The organism is Flavobacterium swingsii, assembly GCF_900111965.1.
GTDB classification, from domain to species: Bacteria; Bacteroidota; Bacteroidia; order Flavobacteriales; family Flavobacteriaceae; genus Flavobacterium; species Flavobacterium swingsii.
Map to the genome: position 1 here is coordinate 243,175 of NZ_FOJT01000005.1, position 14,042 is coordinate 257,216.

15 protein-coding genes are annotated in these 14,042 nt (G+C 32.1%); 6 read left to right on the forward strand and 9 right to left on the reverse strand.

Going from position 1 to position 14,042, the window contains the following annotated elements; all coding sequences use genetic code 11:
- Complete coding sequence (gene recF, locus BM053_RS10350) at window positions 1-1,080, reverse strand: DNA replication/repair protein RecF (protein ID WP_091477122.1); 1,080 nt, start codon at window positions 1,078-1,080, stop codon at window positions 1-3.
- 141 nt (window positions 1,081-1,221) lie between these two features.
- Here recF and BM053_RS10355 point away from each other — a divergent pair, with 141 nt between their 5' ends.
- The 6 genes from BM053_RS10355 (at window position 1,222) to BM053_RS10380 (ending at window position 7,370) form a co-directional block, all read left to right on the forward strand.
- Window positions 1,222-2,013 (forward strand): tetratricopeptide repeat protein, encoded by a 792-nt coding sequence (locus tag BM053_RS10355; RefSeq protein ID WP_091477124.1) that lies wholly within the window; start codon window positions 1,222-1,224, stop codon window positions 2,011-2,013.
- A gap of 73 nt (window positions 2,014-2,086) precedes the next feature.
- Window positions 2,087-2,656: a 6,7-dimethyl-8-ribityllumazine synthase gene (ribH, locus tag BM053_RS10360; RefSeq protein WP_091477126.1), complete on the forward strand. Its 570-nt coding sequence runs from the start codon at window positions 2,087-2,089 to the stop codon at window positions 2,654-2,656.
- Between the two features lie 159 nt (window positions 2,657-2,815).
- Window positions 2,816-4,657, forward strand: coding sequence for a DNA mismatch repair endonuclease MutL (gene mutL, locus BM053_RS10365; RefSeq protein WP_091477128.1), 1,842 nt, complete (start codon window positions 2,816-2,818; stop codon window positions 4,655-4,657).
- The gene (locus BM053_RS10370; RefSeq protein ID WP_091477130.1) at window positions 4,657-5,295 is read left to right on the forward strand and encodes a rhomboid family intramembrane serine protease; all 639 of its coding nucleotides are present in this window, start codon (window positions 4,657-4,659) and stop codon (window positions 5,293-5,295) included. The genes mutL and BM053_RS10370 overlap by 1 nt, the downstream gene beginning before the upstream one ends.
- Before the next feature lie 82 nt (window positions 5,296-5,377).
- On the forward strand, window positions 5,378-6,262 hold the full coding sequence (locus BM053_RS10375) for a rhomboid family intramembrane serine protease (protein WP_091477132.1): 885 nt from the start codon (window positions 5,378-5,380) through the stop codon (window positions 6,260-6,262).
- A 61-nt stretch (window positions 6,263-6,323) separates the two neighbouring features.
- On the forward strand, window positions 6,324-7,370 hold the full coding sequence (locus BM053_RS10380) for an endonuclease/exonuclease/phosphatase family protein (RefSeq protein WP_091477135.1): 1,047 nt from the start codon (window positions 6,324-6,326) through the stop codon (window positions 7,368-7,370).
- On the opposite strand, the gene BM053_RS10385 is transcribed toward BM053_RS10380, so the two are convergent.
- From BM053_RS10385 to BM053_RS10420, 8 genes are all read right to left on the reverse strand, one after another.
- Window positions 7,367-7,981 carry a WbqC family protein gene (locus tag BM053_RS10385; RefSeq protein ID WP_091477137.1) on the reverse strand — a complete coding sequence of 205 codons (615 nt, stop codon included), beginning with the start codon at window positions 7,979-7,981 and terminating at the stop codon, window positions 7,367-7,369. The genes BM053_RS10380 and BM053_RS10385 overlap by 4 nt on opposite strands.
- 11 nt (window positions 7,982-7,992) lie before the next feature.
- The gene (gene lepB / locus BM053_RS10390; protein ID WP_091477139.1) at window positions 7,993-9,690 is read right to left on the reverse strand and encodes a signal peptidase I; all 1,698 of its coding nucleotides are present in this window, start codon (window positions 9,688-9,690) and stop codon (window positions 7,993-7,995) included.
- A 59-nt stretch (window positions 9,691-9,749) separates the two neighbouring features.
- Complete coding sequence (gene dapB, locus BM053_RS10395; RefSeq protein ID WP_091477141.1) at window positions 9,750-10,454, reverse strand: 4-hydroxy-tetrahydrodipicolinate reductase; 705 nt, start codon at window positions 10,452-10,454, stop codon at window positions 9,750-9,752.
- Window positions 10,454-10,633, reverse strand: a complete 180-nt coding sequence (locus tag BM053_RS10400; RefSeq protein ID WP_091477142.1) for a hypothetical protein — start codon at window positions 10,631-10,633, stop codon at window positions 10,454-10,456. The genes dapB and BM053_RS10400 overlap by 1 nt, the downstream gene beginning before the upstream one ends.
- A 4-nt stretch (window positions 10,634-10,637) precedes the next feature.
- Window positions 10,638-11,216, reverse strand: coding sequence for a DUF5683 domain-containing protein (locus BM053_RS10405; RefSeq protein WP_091477144.1), 579 nt, complete (start codon window positions 11,214-11,216; stop codon window positions 10,638-10,640).
- A complete protein-coding gene (locus tag BM053_RS10410; protein ID WP_091477146.1) occupies window positions 11,216-12,115 on the reverse strand; it encodes a ParB/RepB/Spo0J family partition protein in 900 nt (299 codons plus the stop codon). Before BM053_RS10410 ends, BM053_RS10405 begins: the two co-directional genes overlap by 1 nt.
- A 5-nt stretch (window positions 12,116-12,120) precedes the next feature.
- A complete protein-coding gene (locus BM053_RS10415; protein WP_091477148.1) occupies window positions 12,121-12,885 on the reverse strand; it encodes a ParA family protein in 765 nt (254 codons plus the stop codon).
- Window positions 12,886-13,113: 228 nt separating this feature from the next.
- Window positions 13,114-13,992, reverse strand: a complete 879-nt coding sequence (locus tag BM053_RS10420; RefSeq protein ID WP_167357341.1) for an SDR family oxidoreductase — start codon at window positions 13,990-13,992, stop codon at window positions 13,114-13,116.
- Window positions 13,993-14,042: the final 50 nt, after the last annotated feature.

The window sequence follows — 14,042 nt, forward strand, 5'->3', positions numbered from 1 at the left end:
TTAAAGATTAAATATTTTATAACTCTGATGTGTCGATTTTACAATATTTTCTGTTCGTTCGGAATGTGTATCGGAAATAAATAACTGACCAAAATCGTCATTATTTACCATAGCTACAATTTTTTCGACACGAGTTTCGTCTAGTTTGTCAAAAATATCATCGAAAAGTAAAATAGGTTTTTCACCACTTTGTTTTTTTACAAATTCAAATTGAGCGAGTTTTAAAGCAATCAGAAAAGATTTTTGTTGTCCTTGCGAACCAAATTTCTTGATTGGATAATGCTGAATATTAAAAGACAAATCGTCCTTATGAATTCCAACACTTGTATATTGTAATGCTCTGTCTTTACCAATATTTTCTTGTAAAAGCGATAATAAATCCTGATTTTCTAACTGACTTTCGTATTCCAATTGTACGGTTTCGGCCGAATTTGAAATATTTTGATAAAATGAATTAAAAATGGGAATAAAATCGGTTAAAAATTGTTTTCTTTTTTCGAAAATATTTTTTCCGAAATCATTCAATTGTTCGTTATAAATGTCTAAAGTTCCAGTTTCAAAAACACGATTTACTGCAAAATATTTAAGCAATGCATTGCGTTGACTTAATACTTTTTGGTACAAAATTAATTCTTGTAAATATTGATTGTCTAATTGAGAAATTACGCTATCAATGAATTTTCTTCGGGTTTCGCTTCCTTCTCGAATTAAATCCGCATCAGTTGGTGAGATAATTACTAGCGGAATAAAACCCAAATGATCAGAAAATTTCTCATATATTTTTCCGTTGCGTTTCAGGATTTTCTTTTGTCCTTTCTTTAAACTGCAAAGAATATTTTCGGCTCTTTCTTGTTTTTCGAATTCACCATCAATCACAAAAAAATCTTCGTCATGTTTTATATTTTGAACTGCTAATGTGTTAAAATAGCTTTTTCCGAACGATAAATGATAAATTGCATCGAGCACATTTGTTTTTCCAACACCATTTTTTCCGACAAAACAATTTATTTTGTGTTCAAAATCGAAACTAGCGTCGTTAAAGTTTTTAAAATTAAATAAAGAAATTTTTTTTAGATACATATAATAGGTAGAAAAGTCCGTTTTAGACTATATATTGTGGGACATTTCAATTAGGATTGCAAATTATTAAAAATAACCGTAAAACATCTTTTATTTATGAATAAAAATTTTATTTTTGCAACTCATTAAATTAAAATATAAATGGCAACTTATAATAAAAGAGGATATAAAGCTCCAAAACCTGAAGACGAAAAAGTAGATACTGACGTAAATGATATTGAAAACACAATCAATGTTGATGAAAAAGACAGTAATGTTGCTAGTGTTTTAAATACATTAGACGATACAGCTTCTAAAACAGAAGAATTTGTAGCAAAAAATCAAAATATCATTTTATCTATTGTAGGTGGAATTGCGTTGCTTACAGCAGGATATTTATTGTATAATAAATTTGTTTCTGGACCAAAAGAAAGTGAAGCAGCAAGCGATATGTTCCAAGCACAACAATATTTTAAGAAAGCTGTAGAAGGAACTGCGAGCGATTCATTATATAACTTAGCGCTAAACGGAGGAGACGGAAAACAAGGTTTTCTTGATATTATCAAATCTCATTCAGGAAGTGATGCTGGAAACTTAGCAGAATACTACGCAGGAATGGCTTTTTTAAACACAAAACAATATCAAAAAGCTATTGACCATTTGATGAAATTCAATACAGATGAGGTTATTACACAAGCTATGGCAATTGGAGCAATAGGTGATGCTTATTCAGAATTGAAAAAGCCAGAACAAGCTTTAGAATTTTATGTAAAAGCAGCAGAAAGCAATAAAAATGAGGTTACAACACCACGTTTTTTACTAAAAGCAGGTCAAACAGCAATGTCTTTAGGTAAAAAGGCTGATGCGTTAAAATATTTTACAGATATTAAAGACAATTTTGATGCAACTCCAGAAGTTCAAAATATAGATGCTTTAATAGGAATGGCACAATAATAATTTAAGATTTAAGAATTAGGATTAAGGATTTAAAATTCATAAATTCGTATTTTAAATTTCTGATTAAATCATGGCTACAGCAAATAAAAATTTATCTAATTACGATAAAAACACAATCCCAAACGCGAAAGACTTTCGGTTTGGGATTGTTGTTTCAGAATGGAACGATCATGTTACCGAAGGATTATATTCGGGTGTAATTGAAGCGTTAACCGATTGTGGTGCGTTGCACAAAAACATTATCCGTTGGAATGTTCCCGGAAGTTTTGAGCTCGTTTACGGCGCAAAAAAAATGATCGAAACACAAAAACCTGATGTAGTAATTACAATAGGTTGTGTGATAAAAGGAGAAACCATGCATTTTGAGTTTGTTTGCGAAGGAGTAACACAAGGTGTAAAAGATTTGAATGTTCTCTCCGATGTGCCTACTATTTTTTGTTTGTTAACCGATAATACCGAGCAACAATCTATCGATAGAAGTGGCGGAAAACACGGAAATAAAGGAACTGAAGCGGCAATTGCCGCAATAAAAATGGCTTATTTACGACAACAAGCTAATTTGGGTTTTCACCAAAGTGACAAATTATTAAGTGCAAACCAACTGCAAATAGAAGGTTTGCCTTTGAAGATTGAAGAATAAAGAACTATATCATATAAAAAAGAAAAACCTGCTAGATAATTTTAGTAGGTTTTTCTTTTTTTAAGAAACCTTTAGCAACAAAATACAAAACCTTTTTCTTAAATTTGTAAGCGATGGTTTCTAATCCGACGCCTAATAACCCAAAACCAATATCCAATAGTGTCAAGCATTATACAATTACTTCCTGATCATGTTGCTAATCAGATTGCTGCTGGCGAAGTCGTTCAGCGACCAGCATCAGTAGTCAAAGAATTGTTAGAAAATGCTATCGATGCAGGAGCTTCCGATATTAAACTGATTTGTAAAGAAGCAGGAAAAGTATTGGTTCAAGTCATCGATAATGGTAAAGGAATGTCAGTTACCGATGCTCGTTTGTGTTTCGAACGTCACGCTACTTCAAAAATCCGCCAAGCAGAAGATTTATTCGATTTGCATACCAAAGGTTTTCGTGGTGAAGCTTTGGCATCTATTGCGGCCATTGCTCATGTAGAAATGAAAACCAAGCAAGACCAAGAAGAATTAGGTACTCATATCATCATTGAAGGTAGTAAATTTGTGTCGCAAGATGTTGCTGTTTTACCTAAAGGAACGTCATTTTTAGTCAAAAATTTATTTTTTAATATTCCAGCTCGTCGAAATTTCTTAAAATCAGATATTGTTGAATTACGTCATATTATTGATGAATTTCAACGTGTAGCTTTGGCGCATCACAACATACATTTTACTTTTTATCACAACGGAAGCGAATTATTTAATTTGCCACAATCGAATGCGAGACAAAGAATCGTCAATATATTTTCGGGTAAAACCAATGAGAAACTCGTTCCTATTCAGGAAACTACAGATATTGTATCGATACAAGGATTTATTGGAAAACCAGAATTTGCCAAGAAAAACAAAGGAGAACAATTCTTTTTTGTGAATGACAGATTTATAAAAAGTGGTTATCTGCATCACGCGATTATGAATGCTTACGAAGGTTTACTTCGCGATGGTTCGCAACCAAGTTACTTTTTGTATTTGAATGTGCCACCACATACTATCGATATCAACATTCATCCCACAAAAACAGAAATTAAGTTTGATGACGAACAGGCTTTATACGCCATTTTGCGTTCGGCAGCGAAACATAGTTTGGGACAATTTAATGTCGCTCCAGTTTTAGATTTCGAAAGAGATTTTAATCTCGATACACCATATAGTTATCAAAATAAAGAAGCGGAAACGCCAACAATTCAAGTAGATAGTAATTTTAATCCATTTCAAGAAGAAAAAAAACAATCTAATTTTAGTTACAAACCAAAGACAGAAAACTTGCCACATTGGGAAAGTTTATATGTTGGTTTAGATACAAAATCGATGGATATTGGCGAAATGAGTTTCGAATCGGAGACGGTTACAAGTTCTTTGTTTTCTGATTCGGAAGTAGAAAAAGCACCAACGAAAACGTATCAAATTCATAAAAAATACATTGTAAATCCTATAAAATCAGGCATGTTAATTATAGATCAACAAAGAGCGCACCAACGCATTTTGTATGAGCAGTTTTTAACCAATATCACGATTCATCAGGCCAATAGTCAACAATTATTATTTCCAATAACTTTATATTTTTCAGGAAACGAAATCGCATTAATACAAGTTATACAACAATCGTTAGAAAGTACGGGATTTGTTTTTGAAGCAATAAATAAAGATTCGATTGTTATTTCCGGATTGCCAGTCACGGTTTCAGAAAGTGAAGCTTCGATAGTTTTAGAACAATTAGTAAGCGATTTGCAAGATGAAGTTCCCGATAGTAGTTTTAGCCAAATGGATAGTATGGCAAAAAGTATGGCGCGAAGTTTAGCAGTAAAAACAGGAACTTATCTTACGGAAGAAGCACAAGTAAATCTTGTGAATAATTTATTTGCATGCAAAGAAGCGACTGTTTCGCCTTTTAATAAAACAACTTTTATCACGCTAAGTGTAGAAGATTTAGACAAAAAATTTAGTATATGATGAACAATATGACACCAACTGTTAAGCAGTTACTGATAATTAATATTATCTTTTTTCTTGGATCACAGATTCCAAATATTAAAGAATTAGCATATACTTCATTTTCGCTCTATTCGTTTGGAAGCCCTAACTTTAGAATTTGGCAACTTATAACGCATATGTTTATGCATGCTCCTTATCCAAGTTTATCACATATTATTTTCAATATGTTTGCTTTGGTTTCATTTGGCTCGATTTTAGAGAGTTTGTGGGGAAGTAAGAAATTTTTATTTTTCTATTTTTCATGTGGATTGGCTGCTGCAATTATGAATAATTTAGTTAATCAATATTATTTTGGAGATATTGTAACATCAGCAGTTGGAGCTTCGGGTGCAATTTATGGATTGTTAATTGCATTTGCATTTATGTTTCCTAACGCAGAATTAAGTTTGATGTTTATTCCTGTACCAGTAAAAGCAAAATATTTCGTTCCAATTTACATGTTATTATATGATGGATTATTTGGGATTTTTGGAAATTCTTTTTTCGGAATTAATACAGGAATTGCAAATTTCGCTCATATTGGAGGAGCATTAATGGGATTTGTTATCATGTGGTATTGGAAGAAAAACTCTTTCAATAACAGACGTTGGAATTAATAATTTCAATGACAATATTAAAAATCAATTTCAATATTAAAAATTTCAATGACAATATCAAAAATCAATAGAAAAAAGTAAAATGAATATTTTAGACGATTTAAAACTGCAATATAAAAATGGCGATATGGCTACCAAATTGATTTTTTGGAACCTATTGTTATTTGCTATTCCCGAAATTGTATTTGCTGTTTTACAATTGTTTCATATTAATATCAATTATCTTAATTATGTAGCATTGTCTAATCATTTTAGTGATTTAGTATGGCAACCTTGGACAATCGTTTCGTATGCTTTTTTTCACGCAGGATTTTTGCATCTTCTTTTCAATATGATTATGCTTCATTTTTCGAGTAGATTGTTTGTTACATTTTTTACACAAAAACAATTATTTGGGTTGTACGTTTTGGGCAGTATATTTGCGGGAATTATATACTTAGTTTGTTATACGTTTTTACCATCATTATCTAATCAAAATACGCTTTTGGTTGGAGCTTCGGCATCTGTTATGGCAATACTTTTTGCAACAATGACTTACCAACCTTTTATGGATATTCGACTGGCATTAATAGGTTCGGTCAAACTTTGGCATATTGCCACATTGTATTTGGTTGTCGATTTAATTCAATTGCCTCTCGAGAATACTGGCGGACATCTTGCACATCTTGGCGGAGCATTATTTGGGTTTATTTATATTAAATTATTGCAAAACGGAACTGATTTAACCAAAGGTTTCAATACAATAATTGATTGGTTTGCCAATTTGTTTTCACCAAAAAAAGAAACATCGTTTAAAAAAATATATCGAAATCCGAAACCTATAAATGTTGTCAAAACAGCAAGTAAAATTGTAACCAAAGACAAAACACAACAACAAATAGACGAAATTCTAGATAAGATTAGTAAATCTGGTTATGATAGTTTGACTGTCGATGAAAAAGAATTTTTATTTAAAGCAGGAAAGTAAGATTCGAAATTTCTGACAAAAAAATCGTTTATTTGTATTGAAATTCAATAAAATAAGAAAAATGAAGAACCTATCTTGGTTTAATAAATTAGCTTTTTTTTGTAATATAGTTTTAACTGTATTAACTTTTCTTGCTTATGTTTTACCATTTTTAGCACCCAATTGGTTTCCATTTTTATCGGTTCTTACACTAATTTTACCTTTATTTTTAATACTAAACGGTTTGTTTTTTGTGTATTGGTTTCTGCAATTCAAGAGGCAAATGGTTTTGTCAGGATTAGTACTCGTTTTGGGTATTACATTTATCAGTAAATTTTATAAATTCTCTTCAAAAGACTTAGAAACTTCGGATAAAGATTTTGTAGTAATGAGTTATAATGTCCGATTATTGAATCTTTTTAACTGGATTCCAAGAGATAATGTGGCACAAGATATTTTGGGTTTTGTAAACGAAAACAACCCAGATGTTTTGTGTATTCAGGAATATTCGACTTCTGCAAAAATCGATTTAAAAATATATCCGTACAGTTCTATTTTTATGAAAGGTAAAAAAATTAGAACAGGACAAGCTATATTTTCTAAATTTCCTATTGTAAACGAAGGCGAATTAGCTTTTCCAGAATCTAATAATAATGCGATTTTTGCCGATATAAAAATAGGGAAGGACTTAGTAAGGTTTTACAATATACATTTGCAATCGATTAAAATCTCGCCCGATGTTAAAGAAATTAATGAAAATGTAGAAGGAATAAATCAAGAAAAATCTCAAATTATTTTTAATCGAATCAGTGAAGCTTTCAAAAAACAGCAGCAACAAGGTGAGGTTATTATGAACCATAAAAAGCTATGCAAATATCCAATTGTAATTTGTAGCGATATGAATAATAGCGCATTTTCTTACGTGTACCGAAGTATAAAAGGGAATATGCAAGATTGTTTTGAAGAAGCAGGAAGTGGTTTCGGGCAAACTTATAGTTTTAAATATTATCCCGCACGTATCGATTATATTTTTGCCGACAGTAAAATGCAAGTAAAAAGTTTTACAAATTTCCCTGATTTTGTAAACTCAGACCACCTTCCGGTAATGACCAGATTATCTATCGATTAAAGATGTAGTGTTTGGTTTTTCAAATAATCTAACGCAAATCGTCCTTCGTTAAACAACAAATCTAGAATACTTAGATTGTTTATAAAACCCTGTTTTTCTTGGAATACTTGTGTGTAAGAACTGAAAGTATTGGTGTCTTTTTTTCCGTTTGCTAAAACACGAAAATCATCTAAACCATTTACTTCATGAAAATATTCGATGGTTTTTTGTGGTGCAAAATCAAGCTTTAAACATTTTGATACGATTTCGATGGTTTCGATATTTAAATCCATTAAGAAAGTATGCTTTTTTGTAAAAATTGGCATTAGTGCATCTTCATAATATTCAAAAAATGGAGAATTTCTGTAGGAAGCTTCTAGTGTTTTAAAATGTTGTTTTTGCCAATCGAACGTAGTTTCTAACTTCACATCTTTGGTCATTTGTTTGCTATTCGAACTTTTTACAGGAATATTTAGCAAAAAAACGCCATTTGGACTATACAAATACAATCTGTTTCTGTTGGTTTGTTTCTGGAAATTATCTTCCATTTCAAACGTTACAGTATCAGCTTTTGCCATCGCTACAAAATGACTTATTGATGGGAAATAGGTTGGGTGTATAAGAATGTTCATTCGTTAAACTATTATCCTTTTTTCTTTTTTCTAAAATAATCAAAACCAAACCAGCCTACAAGAAGTATTAAGAAATATTTGAAGTAAGAGGTTGGTTGTCCGTCTCCGCCAACAGTACAAAATAATCTGTCCCAACGAATTTTATCGATGGCTTGTGACCAAGGCAAATTAGGATCGATACTCCACCATATAAATACAGGTTTTCCAACTACGTGATCAAACGGAACAAATCCCCAATAACGGCTGTCTTCAGAGTTATTACGATTGTCTCCCATCATCCAGTAATAATCTTGTTGGAAAGTATAATTTATTGCAGGTTTATCATTTATAAATATTTGACCACCTTTTTCTTCTAATTTATTTCCTTCATAAACAGTAATTAATCTTCTATAAAAAGGTAATGATTCTTTGTTTAAAGCTACTGTTTTTCCAGCTTCAGGAATATAAATCGAGCCATAATTATCTTGACTCCAATTTTGATTGTGCGGGAAGATACCTTTGTCATTCTTGTTGATAATTCGTTCAACATTTTTTACTCTTGTATCTTTTTTTAATTTGTTAAAATTGTCAACAGTAATATTAGCTATGATTTTATCATTGTATAATTCTAACTTTAATTTGTCAAAAACATTTTGGGTTACTCCGCCATATACTGTAACAAATTCTGAATTATCTCTACTACTAAATTCTTTTAATTGTATCTCGTTTGGATTTTCATTGCAGAACTTTTTAAAATCGGGACTATCCCAATATTCCTTTTTTATTTTAAATACATCACCATAAATCTCGGTAATATCAAACTCTTTTTTAAATGACTCTTGTAGGTTTTCAATTAATGAAAGTTTACAAACATATTGGAGTTTGGTTCTTTCTGAATAAGTTTGTTTTTTATTGTCAATATAAACATCACCATTTTTGATAGATAGATTATCCCCCGGCAAACCTACACATCGTTTAACGTAGTTTGATCTCTTATCAAGAGGTTTGTCTATATGTCTTCCTGATGGGTCTCGAAACATATAAACAGTATCTACTGGCCAGTTGAAAACGACAATATCATTTCGTTTGATGGCTTGTAATCCTGGGAATCTAAATGATGGTAATTGCGGCAAACTAAGGTAAGATTTCATTCCAGTTAACGGAATACTATCGTGAACCATTGGTAAGGCAATAGCTGTTTTTGGTGTTCTTGCTCCGTAATGAAATTTACTTACAAATAAGAAATCACCAACTAATAAAGATTTTTCTAACGATGAAGTTGGTATATTAAACGGTTGTAACACATAACTGTGAACCATTGTTGCAACTACAATAGCAAACAATAAAGAGCTTACAGTATCACCAGTTTTTGTAGTAGCGACTAAACTTCTGTCGCGTTTGTAAGTTACCTCTTCAAAATAGTTAATATAATAAATATAAAAACCAAGTGTAACTACGCCAAGAATAGTGTCTTTAGTCGTGTTTTTACCAAAACTTCTTAACGTTTCTACCCAAACCACAATAAACATAATTAGGTTTACAACGGGTACAAATAATAAGGCTGTCCACCATGTTGGACGGTTTATAATTTTCATTAAAACTATAGAGTTATACACGGGAATTGCTGCTTCCCATGATTTTCTACCTGCTTTTTCGTATAATTTCCATGTTCCTAAATAATGTACTATTTGAAGTGCTAGGAAAAATATAAACCATTGTAATATTGACATAATCTGTTGATTTGGTTATTCGTTTATTTGTTTATTTGAAATCTAAGAAGTCTAAAAATCTAACGACCTAGATTCAAGACATCTTTCATTGTAAAAACTCCTTTTTTATTCACAAGCCATTCGGCAGCGATAACTGATCCAAGCGCAAAACCTTCACGGTTATGAGCGGTATGCTTTATTTCTATTTGATCGACAGTCGAATCATAAAAAACGCTGTGTGTTCCTGGTACATTTTCTATTCGTTTAGCATCAATATGAATCTGATTTTCGGTAGGATTTTCTAAAGCCCAACTTGTATAATCAGAATTTTCTATAATTCCTTTTGCTAAGGAAATGGCTGTTCCGCTTGGCGCATCTAGTTTTTGTGTGTGATGAATTTCTTCCATCGAAACTTTGTATTGTTTTAAATTTGACATCATTTTTGCCAAGTAATTATTCAATTCAAAGAAGATATTTACACCCAAACTAAAATTTGAACCGTATATAAAACCTCCATTTTTGGACTCGCAAAGCGAAACCATTTCGTTATAATGTTCTAGCCAACCTGTGGTGCCGCATACTACTGGTACATTAGTATCAAAACATTGTTTTATGTTACAAACAGCACTGTCTGGAATGCTAAAATCGATGGCAACATCAGCGTTTTCAAGGCCTTCATAGGTAGAAGTACTCGATTTTCTTAACACGATTTCGTGACCACGTTCTAAAGCAATTTTTTCAATTACTTTTCCCATTTTCCCATATCCTAAAAGCGCAATTTTCATTATTTTTTACTTTTAAATTTTTCTGCAATAGCTAAAATAAGTAAACCTGAAGTTAGACCTATTACAAAAATAGATAGGAATTCGATGCTACGAATATCTTCCGTTCCTTTCATTCTCGAATAATTACCAATAGATAATATTAGTAATATGGCCATGATAGGTAGTCTTCTTTTTCCCATTCTTCTAAAAATTATAATTTAAAGTTACACCTAAATTCTGAGTATAATCGGTGTCACTTTTGTAAATATCTGGTCTAACAGTCAATTTTCCATTTACATTAAATTGGCGTAAATGACCGTCAACATTAGCATCAACAATATTTAAAATATACAAAGCGACAGTTACAAGCAAAGACAAATCTTTTTGACGTTGAAATTGTCTCTGCGCATCAATTAGTTTAGCTTCGCTTAAATAGACACCTCCAGTGTTTTGATTATTATATGCATCGGTGCTTTGTGTACCCAAAAGTAATCGCTCTTTGTAGGCATCGCGATATTCGTTGTATTTTTTTTTATTCCAAGTATAAGCATAAATTCCTGTTCCAATAGCAGCAACAACAATAGGGACTTTCCAGTATTTTTTGTTGTATGCTTGTCCTAATCCGGGTAAAAGTGCCGAATAAAAAGCAGCTTTGGCAGGTGCTAACGGGTTAATTTTTGTTGTTGTAGTGTCTAAAGCAATTAGTTTTAAATCGTCTTGGCTAAATCCAGAAAAATTCCCGAAAACAGCAACAAAAAACACTATGTAAAACCAGTTTTTCACTAACCTTTTATTAGTTTGATAATTCTGTTAAAATCTTCTTCAGAATGAAATGGAATCGTAATTTTTCCTTTTCCATTTCCAGCTACTTTTACATCTACTTTAGTACCAAAATAATCATTAAATGATTTTTTTTCAGATTCATTTATGTCGAAAGAAGTTGATTTTGTTGCCGAAGCCGATTTTGGTTTTAAACTTTCATGATAATTTTTTACCAAAGCTTCCGTTTCACGAACTGAAAGATTTTGGCTAACTATTTTTTGGTAAATATCAGTTTGAACATCATGATTTTCGACATTTATAATCGCACGACCATGTCCCATAGAAATGAATCCGTCACGAATCCCTGATTGAATAATTGGATCTAATTTTAATAAACGCAAATAATTAGCAACTGTCGAACGTTTTTTTCCAACACGATCACTCATTTGCTCTTGTGTAAGTTGAATTTCGTCGATTAATCTTTGGTAAGACAATGCGATTTCGATTGGATCTAAGTCATGACGTTGAATATTTTCGACCAAAGCCATTGTCAATGATTCATTATCATCGGCTAATCTGATATATGCGGGAACAGTTGTTAAACCTACAATTTTTGAAGCACGCAAACGACGTTCTCCCGAAATTAATTGGTATTTGTTAAACTCAGTTTTACGAACGGTAATAGGTTGAATTACACCTAATTCTCTAATAGAAGTGGCTAATTCTTGTAAAGAATCTTCGTTAAAATTTGTTCTTGGTTGAAACGGATTTATCTCGATAAGTTCTAATTCTAACTCGATTATATTTCCAACAACTTTATCTGCGTTTTTATCTTTTACAGACGTAATATCATTTTCTGGATCTTTCAGCAAAGCCGATAATCCTCTTCCCATTGCCTGTTTTTTTACTGCTTGTGCCATATTAATTAGCTATTTTTTTTAATAATTTCGTGAGCCAAACTCAAATAATTTGCAGCTCCTTTGCTTGTTGCATCATAGTTTATAATGCTTTCGCCATAACTTGGTGCTTCACTCAACTTGGTATTTCTCTGGATTATAGTTTCAAAAACCATGTTGTTAAAGTGTTTTTGAACTTCCTCAACCACCTGATTAGATAATCGAAGGCGAGAATCATACATCGTTAGTAACAAACCTTCAATATCTAATTCCGGATTGTGTATTTTTTGAACACTTTTTATCGTGTTTAATAATTTACCCAAACCTTCCAAAGCAAAATATTCACACTGAATAGGAATCACCACCGAATCTGCCGATGTTAAAGCATTCAAAGTTAATAAACCCAATGATGGCGCACAATCTATAATAATATAATCGTATTTATCTTTAACCGAAGCCAAGGCTTGTTTAAGCATATATTCTCTATTTTCCTTGTCGACCAATTCGATTTCGATGGCAACTAAGTCAATATGAGCAGGAATTACATCTACATTTGGTGCCGAACTTTTTACAATCGCTTCTTCGGGCGTATTGCTGTGTTCTAGGATTTGGTAAGTCCCAATTTCGACATTATCTACATCAATTCCCAACCCGGAACTAGCATTTGCCTGCGGATCAGCGTCAATTAATAAGACTTTTTGTTCTAAAACACCTAGAGATGCTGCTAAGTTTATAGATGTTGTGGTTTTTCCAACACCACCTTTTTGATTAGCAATTGCAATGATTTTACCCATTTTATTTTTAAAATTTTGAGTCGTAAAAATACAATTTTTTATGAGTTTAGGAAATCTTATTTGTTAACAAAATTGCAAAGTTTGTGGATTGTTGTTTTTAGGAGCTTTTTCCAGCTTTCCACTTCAATCTTTTGCTTTCTAAAGAAAAAAGCAAAAGGATTTCCGTTGCAATCTGGGCTAAAAAAAAGAGACCTTTTTGGGATCTCTTTTTTTAATTTATGATATTATTTATTTTTTCTTTGCTTTAATCATCATTTCTAACATATCCCACATTTCCTTCGGAATTGCAGATAAATCGTTAAATTGTCCAGCACCTTGCAACCATTCACCACCATCTATAGTTACTACTTCACCATTTATGTAGGCTGAAAAATCAGAAACTAAATAAGCCGCTAAATTAGCTAATTCTTGATGTTCACCATTGCGTCGCAACGGAACTCTCTTCGAAGTATCAAACTTTTCGGCAAGATCTCCAGGCAATAATCTGTCCCAAGCACCTTTTGTAGGAAATGGTCCAGGCGCAATAGCGTTCATACGGATTCCGTATTTTGCCCATTCTACAGCTAAACTTCTAGTCATGGCAAGAACACCAGCTTTTGCCGTAGCACTTGGTACTACATAAGCAGAACCTGTCCAAGCATAAGTAGTCACAATATTTAAAACATTACAATTTGTTTGTTTGGTATCTATCCAATGTTTTCCAAAAGCCAATGTACAATTTTTTGAACCTTTTAGCACGATATCTATTACGGTATCAAAAGCATTTGCTGATAATCTTTCGGTAGGAGAAATAAAGTTTCCTGCAGCATTGTTTAATAACACATCTACTCGACCAAAAGTTTTTAGAACTTCCGCCAACATAGCTTCTACTTGGTCATAATTACGCACATCACATTGCAACGGCAAACATGTTCCACCTGTTTCAGTTTCTAATTCTTTGGCTGTATTTTGCAGTTTTTCTAAGTCACGAGAAGTAATAGCTACTTTTGCACCCAATTCTAGAAAATATTTTGTCATGGCTTTACCCAAGCCACTTCCGCCACCAGTTACTACAATTACTTTGTCTGAAAGCGCATTATCACGAAGCATTTTTGCTGAAAAATTCATAGTTTTTTATTTTTGATTTTCAAATGTAGTAATAATATTTATTATGCATG